The sequence below is a fragment of the Leptolyngbya sp. NK1-12 genome (assembly GCF_032598965.1).
Lineage (GTDB): Bacteria > Cyanobacteriota > Cyanobacteriia > Elainellales > Elainellaceae > Elainella.
This window is the reverse complement of the sequence record NZ_CP053588.1, coordinates 20,589-37,995: the sequence shown is the minus strand read 5'-3', so window position 1 is coordinate 37,995 and position 17,407 is coordinate 20,589. Positions and strand designations below refer to the sequence as shown.

The 17,407-nt window shown below is 48.5% G+C and carries 17 protein-coding genes; 7 read left to right on the top strand and 10 right to left on the bottom strand.

What is annotated here, in order from left to right; genetic code table 11:
• Positions 1 to 54 precede the first annotated feature (54 nt).
• The 5 genes from HJG54_RS34645 to HJG54_RS34625 all read right to left on the bottom strand — a co-directional run bounded on the left by HJG54_RS34645 (position 55) and on the right by HJG54_RS34625 (position 4,398).
• Positions 55 to 2,886 carry a GUN4 domain-containing protein gene (locus tag HJG54_RS34645; RefSeq protein WP_316437226.1) on the bottom strand — a complete coding sequence of 944 codons (2,832 nt, stop codon included), beginning with the start codon at positions 2,884 to 2,886 and terminating at the stop codon, positions 55 to 57.
• An 8-nt stretch (positions 2,887 to 2,894) separates the two neighbouring features.
• Positions 2,895 to 3,218 carry a hypothetical protein gene (locus tag HJG54_RS34640; protein ID WP_316437225.1) on the bottom strand — a complete coding sequence of 108 codons (324 nt, stop codon included), beginning with the start codon at positions 3,216 to 3,218 and terminating at the stop codon, positions 2,895 to 2,897.
• A 156-nt stretch (positions 3,219 to 3,374) separates the two neighbouring features.
• Entirely contained in the window at positions 3,375 to 3,689 is a 315-nt protein-coding gene (locus HJG54_RS34635; RefSeq protein WP_316437224.1) for a type II toxin-antitoxin system RelE/ParE family toxin, read from the bottom strand.
• The gene (locus HJG54_RS34630; RefSeq protein WP_316437223.1) at positions 3,680 to 3,952 is read right to left on the bottom strand and encodes a CopG family ribbon-helix-helix protein; all 273 of its coding nucleotides are present in this window, start codon (positions 3,950 to 3,952) and stop codon (positions 3,680 to 3,682) included. The genes HJG54_RS34635 and HJG54_RS34630 overlap by 10 nt, the downstream gene beginning before the upstream one ends.
• 119 nt (positions 3,953 to 4,071) lie before the next feature.
• Positions 4,072 to 4,398, bottom strand: coding sequence for a hypothetical protein (locus tag HJG54_RS34625; protein WP_316437222.1), 327 nt, complete (start codon positions 4,396 to 4,398; stop codon positions 4,072 to 4,074).
• A gap of 136 nt (positions 4,399 to 4,534) precedes the next feature.
• Here HJG54_RS34625 and HJG54_RS34620 point away from each other — a divergent pair, with 136 nt between their 5' ends.
• Entirely contained in the window at positions 4,535 to 7,837 is a 3,303-nt protein-coding gene (locus HJG54_RS34620; RefSeq protein WP_316437221.1) for a hypothetical protein, read from the top strand.
• 135 nt (positions 7,838 to 7,972) lie between these two features.
• Here HJG54_RS34620 and HJG54_RS34615 read toward each other — a convergent pair whose 3' ends face one another.
• Positions 7,973 to 10,384, bottom strand: a complete 2,412-nt coding sequence (locus HJG54_RS34615) for a heavy metal translocating P-type ATPase (RefSeq protein ID WP_316437220.1) — start codon at positions 10,382 to 10,384, stop codon at positions 7,973 to 7,975.
• A 144-nt stretch (positions 10,385 to 10,528) separates the two neighbouring features.
• On the opposite strand from HJG54_RS34615, the gene HJG54_RS34610 reads away from it, so the two are divergent.
• From HJG54_RS34610 to HJG54_RS34600, 3 genes are read left to right on the top strand one after another with little or no spacing between them, the layout of a single operon-like run.
• The gene (locus HJG54_RS34610; RefSeq protein WP_316437219.1) at positions 10,529 to 10,891 is read left to right on the top strand and encodes an ArsR/SmtB family transcription factor; all 363 of its coding nucleotides are present in this window, start codon (positions 10,529 to 10,531) and stop codon (positions 10,889 to 10,891) included.
• 42 nt (positions 10,892 to 10,933) lie between these two features.
• On the top strand, positions 10,934 to 11,872 hold the full coding sequence (locus HJG54_RS34605) for a vitamin K epoxide reductase family protein (RefSeq protein ID WP_316437218.1): 939 nt from the start codon (positions 10,934 to 10,936) through the stop codon (positions 11,870 to 11,872).
• A gap of 47 nt (positions 11,873 to 11,919) precedes the next feature.
• A complete protein-coding gene (locus tag HJG54_RS34600; RefSeq protein ID WP_316437217.1) occupies positions 11,920 to 12,330 on the top strand; it encodes a MerC domain-containing protein in 411 nt (136 codons plus the stop codon).
• Positions 12,331 to 12,432: 102 nt separating this feature from the next.
• Here HJG54_RS34600 and HJG54_RS34595 read toward each other — a convergent pair whose 3' ends face one another.
• Both HJG54_RS34595 and HJG54_RS34590 read right to left on the bottom strand, forming a co-directional pair.
• Positions 12,433 to 13,047 (bottom strand): IS630 family transposase, encoded by a 615-nt coding sequence (locus HJG54_RS34595; RefSeq protein ID WP_316437216.1) that lies wholly within the window; start codon positions 13,045 to 13,047, stop codon positions 12,433 to 12,435.
• A complete protein-coding gene (locus HJG54_RS34590; protein ID WP_316437257.1) occupies positions 13,031 to 13,357 on the bottom strand; it encodes a helix-turn-helix domain-containing protein in 327 nt (108 codons plus the stop codon). The genes HJG54_RS34595 and HJG54_RS34590 overlap by 17 nt, the downstream gene beginning before the upstream one ends.
• A 141-nt stretch (positions 13,358 to 13,498) precedes the next feature.
• On the opposite strand from HJG54_RS34590, the gene HJG54_RS34585 reads away from it, so the two are divergent.
• The 3 genes from HJG54_RS34585 (at position 13,499) to HJG54_RS34575 (ending at position 15,215) form a co-directional block, all read left to right on the top strand.
• Positions 13,499 to 13,636 carry a L,D-transpeptidase gene (locus tag HJG54_RS34585; protein ID WP_420717453.1) on the top strand — a complete coding sequence of 46 codons (138 nt, stop codon included), beginning with the start codon at positions 13,499 to 13,501 and terminating at the stop codon, positions 13,634 to 13,636.
• Positions 13,637 to 13,779: 143 nt separating this feature from the next.
• On the top strand, positions 13,780 to 14,367 hold the full coding sequence (locus HJG54_RS34580; RefSeq protein WP_316437215.1) for a L,D-transpeptidase: 588 nt from the start codon (positions 13,780 to 13,782) through the stop codon (positions 14,365 to 14,367).
• A 107-nt stretch (positions 14,368 to 14,474) separates the two neighbouring features.
• Entirely contained in the window at positions 14,475 to 15,215 is a 741-nt protein-coding gene (locus tag HJG54_RS34575; RefSeq protein WP_316437214.1) for a M23 family metallopeptidase, read from the top strand.
• 41 nt (positions 15,216 to 15,256) lie between these two features.
• Here HJG54_RS34575 and HJG54_RS34570 read toward each other — a convergent pair whose 3' ends face one another.
• Both HJG54_RS34570 and HJG54_RS34565 read right to left on the bottom strand, forming a co-directional pair.
• The gene (locus HJG54_RS34570; RefSeq protein ID WP_316437213.1) at positions 15,257 to 16,120 is read right to left on the bottom strand and encodes a S1 family peptidase; all 864 of its coding nucleotides are present in this window, start codon (positions 16,118 to 16,120) and stop codon (positions 15,257 to 15,259) included.
• A 182-nt stretch (positions 16,121 to 16,302) separates the two neighbouring features.
• Positions 16,303 to 17,403: a tetratricopeptide repeat protein gene (locus HJG54_RS34565; RefSeq protein ID WP_316437212.1), complete on the bottom strand. Its 1,101-nt coding sequence runs from the start codon at positions 17,401 to 17,403 to the stop codon at positions 16,303 to 16,305.
• Positions 17,404 to 17,407: the final 4 nt, after the last annotated feature.

Genomic DNA, 17,407 nt, shown 5'->3' with positions numbered 1-17,407 from the left:
TTGTCTGGCAAAGTTATATTTTGCTCAAGCTTACCTTTGATTGGTATTAGTAATTTATAAGTTGAGTCTCGACATGAGGGGAGACAACTCACTATTCTCATACCCAATTACCCAACCTGCCCCCCACATACCTATTCCTTCACATCCTCTCTCACAACCTGTGTAAGGTAAAGCAGGTAAGTTACCCTTCGGAGACGATTCCAATTCAAAGGATAAGGTAGCGTAAGTTTCCCAGTCGTTCCATGCATACCATCCTACCTGTTCTCCAAATTTTTCCCAAGTGTCCGCATTGTGTGCGGCACTAGCTCCCCCAAATGCCTCCCAAATGCGCTTTTGAATACTGAAACCGAAGTGTCCGTTGCTGTAAACGACCCAAAGCTGATCAATGTTGTTAAGAATGGTGTTGGGAAAGTTGTTGAATAGCTCCTTCCAATTTCTATATTCTTGCATCACCATGACTAAATAGAATAGCCAGGCAGTTTCCTCATCCGCTTGTTGCCAGTCCTCCTGACGTAAATATTCTTCTAACTGACCACATAAATCTTGATCCGACAGTTCCGCTTTGACTGACCTCAGTTTGGCTTCAAACGCTTTATCGGCTTCGTAATTGTATTGCACGGCCAGCATCTGAGAAAATCCCTGTCTAAATCGCTCAGGGTTATCACGATTAGCGAACTTTAATCGGAACAGCTCTTGCCATTGTTCTTCGCTTTGATTGTCTTTATGCCCCCAAAGCTGATACAGGGCATCATGTGCGGTCTGGTACAATGCATAGGTAGAATGAGCTTCGGGCAGTTGAATGCTAGGAAAAATATGTGGGAGAATGCGAGACACTCGATAAGCGCGATTTGATCCTTCCAATTCAGCATTGATTTCGATTAAGCCTAATCCGATCGCTCGGTGTAATTGCTCCTGGTGACCTGACAGCGATTCACACAGCGCTTCCAATGCTTCCATCGGTACCGGCAGCTCAAACACGAAACACCGACTCAGCACTTTTGCTAAAGGCTGGTCAATTTGTTCGTATAAGTCTGGCCAGACGATTCGCCCCTTCCAATCGTCAGAATTAGCTTCAAGTTGATGTAGTTTGGTTTCGACATCTGCCTGCGATAACACCTTCTCGTTCAAATCCTCCAGTAAGCGGGGATTGCCATCAGCCAGCCGCAGGGCACGATCGATGAGGTATTTGTTCACCTTCCCAGAGTTGAAATGCTTCAACTGTCTCAGTTTCTTCGTCAGAGCCGATTTGTGGAAGGCATCTAATCCCTGGATATAAAAGTGATCTATCAGATCCGACTGAAATTCGTAGCGGCAGGTGATCAAAATCCGATGGGGGCTATTGCTTTCTTGAATTGCCCAAACCAGTGCATCCAGAACCTTAGCCACATCCGATTTAAGTAGATAGCAACCGCCACGGGGTTCCAGGTTCCACTCAAAATCATCCAGAATCAACAACAAAGGGTTCTGGTCGGGTTGATTCAATTGCTCAAACGCCGTCCGTAGCCGATACTTCAGCTCATCATCTCTCTGCTTCAGGTCGGCTCGCTGCTGTGCATTCCTGATCTGATCCGCTAACTGATTGACCAGCTTGGCTTCATCAATCTGTCGATACCACACAATCTTTTCATAGGTCGAAAGCCGATCGCAGAGACGGGCAGCGATCGCACTTTTTCCCAAGCCACCCATGCCATGAATCAGTACGCCTACTTTGTCATGCTCGATCTTAAGCACCCGCAAGCAATTTTGAAGCTGACGGCGACGACCGACAAAAGTTTCACGAGTCGCCACTCTCACATTCCCTGCTGGATCTAGGAATTGAGAAGCCGCTGATTTGCGAGGAACGGGTCTCTGTCCTTGCTTCACCAAAGCTTCGGGCAAAGTGTCCGCCACATACAGTCGCAACAAATGCCAGTCTCTCGCCTTAATCCGAAGTAATTCCTGATAGGTTTCGGCTAAGGCTTCGGTCACGGCTTTTCCAGCCGATAATCCCTGGTAGAGGGTGGCTGCCGCTGCCGTGGCATCAGTATCCAGCACCCGTTCTCCCCAGCCGAGAACTGCTGTGGCTCCTGACTTCAACAAGGCTTCCGCCATTGAGGGAATCGTGCCTTGACTGGAATACCCGGTGCGACAGCCAGAGAGAAAGATAAGTTTGGGCGTTTGAAATTGCAGTTCCCTGGCGATGTCCTCAGCAGTACTGTAATGAGCATCCCCATAGGGTGTTTCGGTAATGAAGCAGGGCGTGTTGTCTTGAATAGTGGCATGGCCCGTGAGGTGAATTACGTCAAAGTCCTCTCGCCCCAGGTCTTCGATCAGATAGCCCAATTCCTCCAAACAACCACTTTCCTCAACAGTTAAACATAACGGTCGTCGCTGCGTGGCGGCTAAAATGCGGCTCTCTTCCGCTTCATAGTCCAGTTCCGGCTCAATGCCTCGTGGGGCTGTCGCCATAAACACCACATTCAAAGCTCGATTGGCTGGCTGGTTGTCCACTGTTAGGCGTGGGCGATCGGGCACCCATCGCACAGGAATAATGGCTGGAAGCCGCTGCACTAAAAACTGTTTGCCATCATGCAACACTTCCCACGGCAGATACGCTAGCCCTTGGGAGGCGGCGATCGCCAACACAATCCCATCGCGGCGATATTGGTTCAGTGCTGCTTCTAAATGGCGATCAGTGCCATCTAACCAGTTGTAGAGGGCTTGCCCTGTCTTCGCATAATCTTCTGATAGGGTCGTGTAGTACCGTTCGTTGGCTCGTTGCATCAAGCCAGAAATTTCAGATAGCGCCAACTGACGCGACTGGTAATCATTGGGATTATCCCAAAAGTAGCGGAACTCAGCGTAGTCATCCCCAATGGGCTTCAGAGCGAGATGGAGAATTCGCATGGGTCAGTTCAGCTTTCTAAGATGTCCTTGATTTGTTCCACTGTTGCATCCTGCAATAACAATCGTCTCCCATCCTCAGCCACGATCAGCACCTTTTCGATCCTGGCTCCAGCCGGGTTCTCTAGAGACTTTTGATACTTTTTGTTCCATTCATAGAGTTTCTCAGCCACTGTCAGACTGCCACTGACAATGCCCACGATAGTAGCGATCGTCACCAGTGTCCCTTCCCGCTCCACGGCATCCCGTGTTTGATAACTGCCCTGAAACCCCTCAATTTTCAATAGTTCCTCAGTAGCATCGATCGCGTCCCGACCCTGAATTTCAACTTTCATCTCCTATGCTCCCTTAAAGGAATTTTTTACAACCAGCATTGTAACCTCTGCATTAAAAGAAATAGGAGCCAGGTTAATTGGCACCGTGCATGATGAGATTTTGCTGAAAACTCCGGCGATCCCATCTTAAGTGGGCATCCAAACGGCGATTCCTAATTATGTTTCTGGCAATTCCTCATTCAGCAAGCTGTCTAAATCTCGCATTCCTGGCAAAATCCGCAGAATTTCTAGACGTGTGTCTTTGACGCGATAAACGACGACGTAAGCTGTTTTACCAATTTTGGGAGTTATCAGTTCTCTGATACCAAAAACTCGCCCCGGTTTACCCAGGTTGGGCATTGAGGAAAGCCGCTTAATCAATTGCTTTAGCCGCGAAGCGACCGCTTTCGCTGCCTCTGGGTCGTCTTCAGCAATGTAGGCACGAATGGCTGCTAAATCCTTTACTGCAAGCGAAAGAAATACTATGCGCATGGAGCAGGCGTTTCATCCTTCGTTCCCCAAGTATCCAACCACGCATCCACTGCTTCACCCTCTACCCATTCGGCTTCAGGACTGTCCGCCAACGCGACCGCTTCTTCAATCGTTTGAATTTGCCAAAGGTGTTGCTCAATGTAAAAGGAGATCGCCTCTGCTGCCAGCCAGGACTTACTACGCCGAGTACTCTGCGCTAAAGCATCCAGCTTGTCTTTTAATTCTGGAGCTAATCGAATGGTAAGGACTTCACTTTGAGCCATCAGTGTTCTCCAAATTTCCCCCATTCTAGCGTAGAGAATACAGTGTATACAATGTCTTCACTATGTGAGTTCACTAGCTGCGATCGCCCTCGCCACCCTCTCAAGCCACCAAACACGCCTTAAAAAGATTCATCAGGTTCGTAATACCGCCAGTTGTAGCGGCGCGATCGGCTACCACTGTCCAACTTATCGATCGCCTCCGGATCACCATTCAAAAACTCGCCCAGATCCTCGTACTGGTTGGGATACCAGGAACCAGAAGTTGTGGTTTTTGGCTCATCGGGTAGTACCAAAGTTTCCCCAGGTTTCAGATGGGCAAAGCGCGGGTGACATTCATCTTGAGTTCTGCCATCTGGGGTCAGGAGTTCTTCGCTTTCATCATCGGGTTCCCGATCGTATTCTTGAACCAGCAAACCGTTCTCCAGACGCTTAATGTGCCACGGCATTGTTATCCTCCTTGCTGTTCAATTCAAGAATAGCCACCTGGCTGATTTTGCCCTGGCTGCTTTGTGTAAACGTCAAAAAACAGTCTAACGCTTTCTAAGTTAGATGGTAGTACGTTTATATCATGAACCGTAGGTAATGGATCTGACCACGCGGGTCATTGAGGGTTCCGGTCTCAGCATCCCGATTTTTGATGGGGCGCACAACAACGGGAAGGGACGGTATCTGTCGGAGCCGGAGATTATTAAAAACTCTTTGCTGGAACAGATGTTTGAGCCAGAGGAGTTGCAATCTCTGCTGCTCGTAAAAATTGACAATCGTAATCCTGATGCAAATCATCTGCGGGCGCGCAATTTTGCCGATGGCACTTCGCGACGGCTCACGTTTAGTTCTGGCAACAGTTACTACTTTGCAGATGATGAATTGCGTAAAAAGATTCGGCGCTTATTTGCGACAGAGCCGGATACTGCCTGTCGGTATGGTTCTCTATTAGTGAGTAACTGCTACAAAGGGTCTAACACGTTGGAGAACCTGCGGGTCAAAATTGTGGATTTCAATGACCCGGAGTATTCCCACTACAAAACTGGCGATTGTCACGGTAAGATTTCGCCGCAGCTTGCTCGTCACTTAGGGGGTGAGCAAAACTGTCCGTTTCAATTTCGGTTTGCCTGGAGGAAGCAATGGGCAGAAGGACGCGAGGAAAACTGTCCACGTGTCAGCTTCTTATCTAAGGGAACGCTATTGCCCGATGCCCGACTGACTGAGGCAGAGGGCTATGACATCATCATGGATCGATCGTCGATCAAGGGGATTAAAAAAGCCCGGTTGGACGAGCTGGTTCCGTGTGGAGATTATGAGTTTCCTCAAGCCGCAATGGGAAACCGGGGCAATGCCAGAGCCACCAGTTATGACAATAGCTGGCAGTTTACCATCTGGTATTCCGAGGATGCAGTGCGGCAGGATTTGAAGCAGCCGACGGAGGAAAAAGCCAAAGTTCTAGCAGATTTACAGCGGAATCCTCTGGCACTGGCACGATACATTGTGCAGGAATACGACAAAGAGCAGCAACGGCGACAGGAGCGATCGGAAGAAGACTTTGAGGATGAGGATGGTAATGCCAACAGCCCGATGCAGGAATCTCGCTGGATTTCGTTGCTGCGAAGCGACAAATATGGGCAATTGGTTGAAACTCCCAAGTTTCGGAAATTTGCAACGGATTATGTGGCAGGTAGATGGCGAGATTTAGCGATTAAGAGCGGCTACAGCCACAGTTCGGGTATGGCGATGCCAGCCAATGATTTACCGCGCGGCACGGTTTGTGTACCTCATCTGCCAGAAGGGGATGTGATTCTGACCCGCTACCCGATCGTTAACTCAGACAATATTCGTCTCTACCGCAATAGCCACGACCCGGAGCTGAAGAAAACTCGCAATGTCATTTGGATAAATCCCAAAGATGCGGAGGAATATCACCAGGCAGACTTCGATGGCGATCAACTCATGGTTAGCCCTGCCAGTCAGTTGCCTAACCTTGCCAAAGAAACGCTGCGAGCGGGCGAGCCAGGACGCTTTGAAGCAGTGAAACAACGCCCTAAGCTGGCTTATAGCGAAGTTGTCACCGATGCGGGTGGTTTGAAGTACCAGAATCTGGCTCAGATTGCGGCTGCGGCGAATCAGAACAAGGTAGGGTTGGTGGCAACCAACATTGGGCGGGTGCAATCGTCGGTGCCGGGGGAAGGGGAGAATGTCGAGCGGTTTGAGCGCCGTCAACGAAAACTGCTTAACCGTCTGTTTCAAGCACTTCAGGTTGAGGTCGATTCACCCAAAAGTGCAGAGCGCTTGGAGGACATCAAGGAGATCGAAGGAGAGAATCTACTTTCGGATGCAAAACGCTGGTCAGAATCTCATCCCAGCCACTTTTTTGACTTTAAGAAGGACGATCGCCTCTATCGCAGTTTCGCCATGCCTGCGGATGCTCCCGGCTCAATCAATGTGCTTGCCAGAGAAGTCGTCAATCCGTTGTGGGAGCCGACTCGCATTCGGAGCCGCGATCGCCACGAGTTCCGCTATCTATTTCCGAAAGATGATTTATCTGTGGATGCGTTGGAGTGGGCAGAGGAACTGAAGACCCGGTTCCAGCAAGCCAGAGATGAGATTCAGGAGCGGGTTGGCGAAGATCGGGATGCGTTCAATGAGGAATTGGGCAAGCTTTACGATAGCTATCGGGCTGAGATCAATGAATTGTTTCCGACGACCGAGGAACGGTTTGAAGGAGCCGCTGCACTCTGGTATACCCAGCACACGCGCCCGGAAATGGATCGGCATCGTCGGGATTGTCTGGCATTGGCAGAGCAAATGGATATCACCTTTGCCCTTCAGCATGGCTATGAAGTACCCAGTGAAGCGCTACCCAGAGATGCTTATGTGTTGAGTGTACCGTTTGGGTCGGATGCGATTCGGTGGAAGGAAACCTTGGAGCAAAAAGGCATTCAATTTGATGCGATGATTCATCCGCAGCTACCGATGATTGAGTTTGCGCTCAAAGATCTTCCGCCCCGTTTGGTTGAAAAACTGGAGGCTAAATTTGGCAAGAATGTTAATGATCTGGATACGCTTCATGTACCCGATGATTTGCGAATTATTCCTCCTGCTGATCACACTTGGGCAGAATCGAGGCAAGATTCGGGAGTAGGAGCACTGGCATACAACCTGTTTACAGAGGAGGTCTGTCAGCAGCTTCAGGCGTTTCAATTTGATGAAATCAAGATCTTGGGCATCCGTCACAATGATTTTGCAGGGGAGAATTTTGCCAGTAAGCAATGGCGCAATCAAGCCATGAGCTTGCAGGTGGGTGCATTTGAACTGCCAGAATCTCACCCTGAGTACTACCGCTACAACGGAACTCCGATCGTGCAGATTGATGACAAGAACTTAGGCACCTTTTCACCCGATACCCCCAAGTTACCAATTGGCAGTTCCTTTGAAGCAAAGCTACGTCCTGAAGGTTCTAGTGTCGTTCTGAAGGTGAACCCTGATTCGATTCAACTTCCTGAGTCAATCCTTCCTGGTTCAGAATCCATTCAGGTCTCTGAGATGGATAGAAATCAATGGCGAAGAGAAATGTTTGAAGGACTAGTGACAGCCGTTGGTGAGACCTATGAACAGCAGCGGTCAAGTTGTTCTGAAATTGCTCAGTTTAAGGTGGGTAATAAATGGACTGCCTACGTTCAACCTACAGGTGACTTCATTATTCGGAACGAAGGCAGGCGAACAATTTGTCGGGGAAATTTGAACACGGGTGAGGAAACGTTGCCATTATCTGAAGAATATGCAAATGACTTAGAGAAAATGATGGCCGCGAGAGAATCAATTGCTCAACATCAAGAAGTATTAGCCATTAATCGTTACGCTCCAAAACAGAGAGAGACGCAATTAAGTTAATAGTCATAAATTTATGACTCTATGCCTAAAGATAAGGAGTATCAAGGAAATCCATAGTACTCTTGCTCGTGAGAGCTGTGTGGTATGGAACAGAAGCAAAAGTTATTAGGGTAAACCAGCTTTACCCTCACTGATTCAAGTCTTGAATAATCGCATGGCATTGAGTGTTACCAGTAAGGAAGATCCCATGTCCTCAAGCACTGCGATCGGCAATCCAATTACACCCAGAACGCCCAGGATGATGAACGTAGCATTCAGTACCAGGGCAAAGGTAATACTTTGCTGAATTACTGATAAGGTGCGACGACTGAGGCTGATAGCATCACCTAAACGTCTTAAATCATTTCCGACCAGCACAACATCAGCCGCCTCCAATGCCACGTCAATCTTGCCGACCGCGAAACTAACATCGGCGGCAGCTAGAGCAGGCGTATCATTGATGCCGTCTCCAATCATGCCTACAACACCAGCGCGACGTAGCTTATAAATGGCTTGCAATTTATCTTCAGGCAGCAATTCAGCCTGGTATTCCTCAATGCCAACTTCCTGAGCAACCTGTCGTGCCACGGCTGATCGATCGCCTGTAAGCATTACCAGTCGCTTGAGTCCAATGCGTTTGAGCAGACGCACGGCTTCTGGGGATTCAAGCCGGACTCCATCCGCTAAGGCGATCGCCCCAACTAATCCCTGTCGTGTTCCGATTAATACTGGTGTTTGTCCTTGAGATTCAATTTCTGCTAACAGCGATTTAGCGGCGGCTGAAAGTTCAATGTCTTGTTCCTCAAACAATCGACGATTACCTACAAAGTACATAGCTGGTCCAAACTTTGCCCAAATTCCTTTACCAGGAACAGCAGTAAAGGATTCTGGAGCTTCCAGATCTAATCCTTGCGCCCTTGCCTCAGCGACGATCGCTTTTGCCAATGGATGTTCTGATTGTTGCTCTAGTGAGGCGGCAATGAGCAGCACCATGTTGGCACTCATGGAATCTAGATGATGTACCTTCTGCACCACTGGCAGCCCTTGAGTAATCGTACCTGTTTTATCAAAGGCTAACGTTGTAAGCCGTCCGGCAGTTTCCAGTGCATTTCCACCCTTGAACAATATGCCTTGACGAGTGGCAGCTCCAATCGCGCTAATCAATGAAACAGGCGTGGCAATCACCAAAGCACAGGGGCAGGCAATAACAAGCAGCACCAAAGCTTTGTAGAACCAGGGCTGAAACGGTTGGGCAAACAGGAGCGGGGGGACCAGTGTGATGCCAACCGCAAGAGCCAGAACGATCGGGGTATAGATGGCGGAGAAGCGATCGACCCACTGCTGAATCGGCGCACGGCTTTCTTGAGCCTCTTCAACCAGATGAACAATCCGAGCTACCGTTGTATCTGCGGCAGTATGCGTGACCTCAACTTCTAAAAATCCGGTCTGATTGAGCGTTCCTGCAAAAACTTGATCATCTTTCTCCTTATTTTCTGGCAGGGATTCACCAGTAATCGGAGACTGATCGACCGCGCTGATACCAGACAGGACAATCCCATCAAGTGCAATGCGTTGTCCAGGGCGAATGGTTAAAATTTCCCCGATTTGAATTCCTTCAACGGTCACAGAAACCTCTTGCCCGTTTCGCTTAACCGTTGCCATTGCAGGAGTCAGATCCATTAAGTCACGAATGGCGTTGCGGGTTCGACCGAGGGTGAAATTTTGTAGTGTTGTTCCGAGCGCAAATAGAAAAATGACGAGTGCGCCCTGAAACCACTGACCGAGAATCGCTGCCCCGATCGCCGCTAAAGTCATCAACAGATTCATGTCGGCTCGACGCAGTTTGAGCGCAATCCAGGCGGCTCGTAAAATGGGCACAATGGCAATGACTAAACTGATGGCATAAAACCCCTGAGCCACTAGCGGCAGTAACAATAAACGCTCTGCAATCAAGCCTAAGAGCAATCCAATCCCGCTAAAAACAACCGTTTGCCCTCGACGAGTTTTTAACCAGAATTGCCATCCGGTTAGATCAGACTTGCGCGATCGCACATTAGTCACAAGTTCATCGGTTGAAGTTGGTATATCGCTGGTTCTATCTACGTCAACTGTATATCCTAAGCTCGTCACCCGCTGAAGGATGTCCGTTTCGCTGACTTGCTGCGGGTTGTAAGTCACATTTAATCGTTCTGAAGCAAAATTAACCGTTACCTCAGTGATTCCAGATAACTGCTGTAAATTGGCGGCAATGGTCTTGGCACAGCCACCACAGTCCATACCGCCAACATGGGCTTGTAGCGTTTGAGTCAATGGCGGTTGAACTGGAAGGGGCTGATTTGGCATGGGTTCAAGGGTGTAACCCAAGGCAGTAACGCGATCGCGAATGGTGTCCTCATTCACCTGCTGAACGTCGTAAGTAATGTTCAGCCGTTCTGTCGCAAAACTGACCTTCGCTTCAGCGACCCCAGGAAGTTGCTGCAACGTGGCTTCGATCGTCTTGGCACAACCGCCGCAGTCCATGCCACCAACTTGTGCCTGTAAGGTTTTCAGTGCTGAAGCTGAGTTCATTTTGGCAGCCCTTCAAAAACGTGCTTTTGTTGCAGTCAGACATATCAGTACTTGCTGATATGTAATATATTAGCAAGTACTGATATATTATCAACGTATCAGCAATTGCTAATATGTCATAGTCTAAAGCGTACCAAGCAGCGAATGACTACCTGTACTCAAACGGCAGATTTGAAGGCGAAGCTCTTTCGAGGGTTTTCTGACCCCTCTCGCCTATCCATCCTCAATGCATTGAGGAACCGTCCACTCACCGTGAGCGAAATTGTTCAACAGACAGGGCTGAACCAGTCAAACGTGTCTAATCACCTCAGTTGTCTGCGCTGTTGTGACCTGGTTGTACGCGAGCAGCAGGGTCGATTTGTGTACTACGAGCTTGCTGATATAAGAATTGCGACGCTTTTAGATTTAGCGGATGAATTGCTGGCAGACGTAGCAAAGGGCGTGCGCCAATGCTCCCACTATGAACCTTCGTCAATAAACAGATTGAGCCAGTGTTCAAGCGATTGAAGTCAGCTGCTCAATGCCCACTTTATTCTCCTTTTCCTAATTATGAGACGTAAACGTTCTACCCCCTGGATTCATCGCTGGTCGCGCCCGTTGATGGCAGGAATCGCGTCGATCGGAGCAGTGGTGACTGCTTATCTGACCTATAGCAAGTTAGCTGGTAACGAAGCAGCTTGTCCAACTGGAGGTTGTGATATTGTCCTCTCCAGTCCTTACGCAACGGTGTTTGGGCAACCTCTGGCTCTATTTGGTTTTCTCGCTTATGTCAGCATGATAGTGTTTGCGATCGCCCCTCTACTCGTGCGATCGCCAGAGCAAAAGGGACTCCGTGAAAAGCTAGATACATGGACTGGGCTACTGCTATTCATGGGTGCAACTGCCATGATGATTTTCAGTGGCTATCTGATGTATTTACTCACGGCTGAAATTAAAGCCATTTGTGTTTACTGTGTCGGGTCAGCCATTCTATCTACTAGTCTGTTTGTCTTAGCCATCATTGGACGCGATTGGCAGGAAGTCGGGCAACTCTTCTTCACAGGCATTATTGTGGCGGTTGTCGTGTTGGTCGGAACGCTCGGAGTATATGCCAACATTAACAATCCATCTCTAGCAGAACAGTCTGCCTCAGAAACAGCAGGTCCACCGATTACAACAACTTCGGGAGAGGCAGAATTAGCGTTGGCAACACATTTACAGCAGATTGGAGCCAAGATGTATGGAGCCTTCTGGTGTCCTCACTGTCATGATCAGAAACAGCTTTTTGGTCAAGAGGCATTTAGCAAAATTGATTACGTTGAATGTTCTCCAAATGGTCAAGGAAGCCCTCCAGCAACAGCCTGTATAGAACGAGGCATTCAAGGATACCCAACCTGGGAAATCAAGGGGCAGTTGCTTCAGTCTGGAACCCAGTCGTTAGAAACATTAGCAAATACATCAGGATATTCCGGTCCTCGCAACTTCAGCAACACTTTACCTGGTTTATAACCGTTCGACCAGTATTAATGCAGCGTGACGTAGCGCAAGACAGTTCAATGAGCCAGCCAGATTATCAGAAGGAAATTCAGAGACGGTTAGACCAGGTAGCTGTTGTATTCTCCGGATTTTGTACGATCCACTGCTTGCTGGCTCCTGTCTTATTCACCATCTTTCCAGTTTTAGGAACAACATTCATTACAGGCGAGAAGTTTCATCAAATTTTATTGTGGTTTGTCTTGCCAATTAGCTTATTGGCTCTATTGTTGGGGTACTTCCGGCGTAGAGATAAAGTGGCATTCCTGCTGGGGGTGATAGGTTTAAGCCAGCTAGTCGCTGCTGCAATTTTGGGAAATGAGTTTTTTAGTGAATTTAGCGATGTAATTGTAACCCCCTTGGGTAGTTTGATTTTAATTGCTGGGCATATCCGAAATTACCAACTGTGTCGCTGTGATGAATGCGAAGGATAGCAAGAGCTATTGGGCTCAGTTATAGCAGAGTAAATTTTTTAGTCGTTAAGGCTAAAAGTATTGCTACTAACCAGAGCATGAGATAGTGAACACTCTAACACTCTACTGAGCTGCATAAGCAACGTGTTTTTCACAGAAAAAGCGTTGTACAACCTCTGGTTGACGTTGCCGACGACGTAAATGGCGACGAACGTTCTCAATCATTTCAAACTTGGTTTTTGCTCGTTTTCGCCCCACAGTATTCGCCTTGACATCATGATTTAGCAACTCATCGGAATTGAGTTCTGGACTATAAGACGGCAACAAAAACATCCGAATCCGCTCAGCATGTTGCTCTAACCAGCGATTGACTTTCGCCGAAAGATGCACCGGATGCTTGTCCACAATCAAAAACACCTTTTTGGGAATCTGGCGAATCAAGCGACGCAGAAAGTCCAGCATCACATTGCCATTGAAGGTTTGAGTGAACAACTTGAAGTACAGCGTTCCGTGATTGGTCAATGTTGAGATCAGGTTGCAGCCAAACCGCTGTCCCGTGCCGGGAACCACCGGCGTCTGCCCCCGCTTGCCATAGGAGCGTCCAGTTTGGTCTAGTCCCATCTCGTCGCCCCAATGAATCTCCGTCCCCTCCTGCTTCGCCAGTTTGACAATGGCTGGGTAATCAACTTCTAACCACTGCTTGACCGCTTTGGGGTCTTGCTCATAGGCACGTCGCAAGGGTTTTTGGGGAGTCAGCCCCCACCGCTTGAGCGACTGTCCATACCGATGCTGATACGCCGTAACGGTGCTCTAGCAGTTGCCCTACACTCGCTCGAGTCCACAAGGGTAAACCCAATTGGTCAGGACACGTCTTTGTGAGCAAACGCACGGTCGTTGCCGCTTCATGCGGCGCTAGGCGTGACGATTGACGCCGCCCTCGCCTTTTCGCCTTCAACGCTTTAGCACCTTGTTCAGCGAACGCTTTTGTCCAGTGATGCACAGCTGTGCGCGAAACTTGGAAGACCCGAGCCGCTTCTGATTTACTCATACCATTTTCTATCGCATTGACGACTCGATAGCGCAGGGCTTCTTGAGCTTCGGTAGGGAGGTGGCGAGCATCTTTCAGTTTCATAGCTTTTACTGAATTGGCTACTCTCCTATGTTAACTATTTGCCACTCGGAGTAGTATATTGGCTTTCACGGCATCTCCACAAGAAACTCAATTGGTTGGGCTGTATCTCACGGTTGTGTACGGATGTTTAATGAAGATGTACGCCAACTCTATGAAATGGTTGAATTAAGAACGCCTGTTGTTGTACAGCCTTAGCATTGGCTCATTTTCTAGAAATATTTGATGCTAATCATTGATTGCTCCTATGGGTTGCTGACCAGGTGGTAGATCACTTTGCGAGTTTTCTTCTAAAATAGAAAAGTAAGAATTGTTTCGCAGTCTTGGTTTGAGAAATAAAGATGAATTGGACTAGAAAATTTAGCCCACTCTGGATTCAATCTCCTCGGCACAAGCTGCTTGCGACAATAACGATAGTCGCTGGGTTGAGTGTCAATCCTGCTTTACTGGAAATAGAAACAGCGGCAGTTTGGGCAGACAGTCAGGGAACATCTGAGCCAACCGAGCACCATTCTACGCCTCCATCGGAACCAACGGAGTTTATTGCTGCCTGGATTGCCGATCTGCAACAGTCCAACCAGCGCTGGATTCAAGTTGATTTATCTGATCAACGGCTTACTGCGTGGGAAGGGGATACCCCCATGTACTCAGCCAGAGTTTCCACAGGGCGAGAAGGCGATTGGACTCCTCCAGGGGTATATGCGGTTGAAACCAAATATAGAACAACCTCAATGCAGGGAGAAGGTTATAACATTCCAGATGTGCCCTATGTTATGTATTTTTTCGGTAGCTATGCCATCCATGGAGTCTACTGGCACAACAACTTTGGTGCACCAGCCAGTCGAGGTTGTGTGGGACTGGAACCTGCACAGGCAGAATGGTTATTTGGTTGGGCAAGTGAAGGAACAAGAGTCGTGGTTCAGCAATAAAAGCAATCACTAGTGAGAATGAGTATGAAACTCATTTTGGAATTGAGCTTGCAAAATAAACCGATATTGGTTTTAATAAGTGAGTTTGAACGAATGAGATAACATCGATGACATGGGCTGCTATGGGTCGGAAAATTGAGGTTAGCTGCAAATTTGTTTTGCTCTTAGCCGGACTAGGGTTAAGCTGTACGATGCCGATGAGTCAGCATGATCAGGCTCAAGCCGTGACTCAACCTACTTCAGCTATCACCGAAAAACCTCCTACACTTACCTCAAACTCCGAACGCATTCAGCCAGCAGCTACGGACGAGTTGAGCATTCAAAATCAGTCAGAAATTAGACAGGTTCAACCTGATCAACTTCCAGCGACTCGCTGGCAAGGCTCTTCTTTCCCTGTTGAGAATTTGCAAGCCTATACCTCTGCTTTTGGCTATCGTGAATCACCAACAGGAGGCTACACCCAAGAGTTTCACTATGGGTTAGATATGGCAGCGCCAGAAGGCAGCTATGTCCGAAACTGGTGGGCTGGCACAGTGGAAGAAGTTTCGGATAATACTGCTTGTGGGACATCAGTGGTTGTGAAATCAGGAGACTGGACAGCAACCTACTGCCATATGCAAGGCGCGGTTGAATCTAAAAACGGTCATCGTTTCATGCTTAGCGGCAATGTCCAGATTCAGGAGGGACAAGCGATTGCGGCTGGGGCGCGATTGGGTCAAGTCGGTATGACTGGTCGCACTACTGGACCTCACCTACACTGGACGCTTAAATATGCAGGCAACTATGTTGATCCAGGCTATGTGCTGCGGGCAATGTATCAAGCGCAGCAAGCACAAACCGCTGAGTAAAGTGCAACTTAGGCTCACTTTAGATGACAAAGCTAAAGCTCCTACCACACTGGGTAAGGAGGATAATTCTCATCCATTGGATATGGATAGTAAGGTGGCAATTCTCTCATTGGTGGAAAACTTGGCTCGAATTGTGGGGAACGGGAAGCGGGAGGAGCTTCTCCAGACAGAAACTGCCGAATTTGTTCGACTGGAATGGCGATTTCATCAACAATTTCGCCTTGTGTGATTCCAATAACCTTGCCGTTGGCTTCCAGTGGCCCACCAGAATTACCAAATGTGATAGTTCCCTGTTGCAGCGCTAGGCAGGGAGAAACCGCCAAACACTCCTGCGTCTTGCCAAGTAGCGAGGAATCTTTGACGGTTAACGGTTGATTATTGGGAAAGCCAATCGCCCGGACTGCCGTTCCCTGCTCTGGAGAGGTTTCAGCTAAGGCAGCAATTGGAAACTTAACGTTGGGGATGAGCAAAAGCGCCAAATCAAACTCAGGAGATTGACGAATAATTTCTGCATTGTACACTTCTCCTTTGCCTGCAAGCTGAAGCGGCGGGCGATTCCCCATGTCTATAATCACATGGTAATTTGTCAATACCACTGCGCCCTTTGTGGGATCGATTCCAACAAGCTGTGGATCAATGGAAACGCCTGAGGCACAAGCCTCTTCACCTTGCCCCATCCTGGTTTTCACACAGACGGTTGCTAAAACAACCGCATCTCGATTGGACGGTAGATTGAGAACATTGCGGTTTTGCACCAAGCGAGGTGCAGTCAACCGTTCGTCAGCAGACCGAGGAGCGGAAGAATAGGATCTAGAGCCTAACCAGTTTGTGCCGATTACTCCTAAACCAATACCGACCAGCAGAATCGCTAAATTTTTGAATCCAAATCGATTAAATCGCCACATTATTCAGCCTTGAGAAGGGGCATTACGGTTAGTCAGAGGATAGTTTGGCTCAAATTCTGGTAAGAGCTATTTCAGAGTATGACAAAAAAATGTGAGGCTTCGCCACCTGAATGATTACACTGGATTTCACATCACGTTGATTGAGTCGTTTTGGAAATGTATCTCTCGGCTTAAAAGCAACATTAATCCCTTTCCTGAAGTTCACGCAGGATGGTTTCGATTTGTTGGGCTTCTTCCGCTTTGCCTTGCTGCTGCAATAGAGTCCGAGCTTGCTCAAAGGCAGGAATTGCCTCTTTGATGCGTCCCCGTGCTTTGAGAGCGAGTCCGAGATGATAGTAGCCAGAAGCGTGTTGCGGATCAAGTTGCAGTAAACGGCGATGTTCGACGATTGCCAGCAACGTGTCTTGTTTTTGCAGATAAATGTCAGCAATGGCATCTCGTGCCATCAGTGAATTCGGCTGAAGCCTGATCACCTGCTGAAAGGTTTGCAATGCCGCCTCTAAGTCACCGCTTTGCCATTGAATTGCCCCAATTTGGAGATAGGTGTCACTGTTGTTAGGATCAAGGGCAATGGCTCGTTCAAAGGTTGTCAATGCGGCTACGGTGTCTCCTTGCCTCAGTTGAGCAATGCCCATATTAAGCTGGACGCTGCTTGCGCTGGGTGCCAGTTCGGCTGCCCGTTGCAGCATCGCAATTGCCTCATCGAGACGCCCCTGCTGAATCAGCAACAACCCAATGGATTCGTGGGCATTGACATTGCTAGGCTCAAGCGCCAAAACCTGTCTATAGGCTTCAGTTGCCCCAGGGTAATCTCCTTGCCGGAACAGCACGGTTGCCAACCCCAAGTAGGACTCAACGTTGGGTTTAAGCCCAATGGCTTGACGATAGGCAGCAACTGCGCTGGAGTTATCCCCTAAGTTGGCAAGGCTGAACCCCAACGCATGATGAAAGTCAGGGTTCTTAGCATCTAGGGCAATTGCCTGCTGAAACGCCTCTACCGCAGCTCGGAAGTTGGTTTGCCGCGCTTGCAAATAACCAATTGCCGCAAAAATCTTCGGATCTTCTGGATCTAAACTCGCTGCATGTTGATAGAGCGCTAGCGCCTCAGCAGACTTGCCAGTATCTACCAACGCTCGCCCCTGCTCAAACAAATCACTCAACTCTTGGCTAATCTGCGACTCGGTTAAAGTTTGATTAGCAGGATGGGCTTGAGCAACCTGAGAGATGACAACACTCACCAGAACCAATACCCTAAGCAGGACAACACTCAATTTCAGAATCATAACT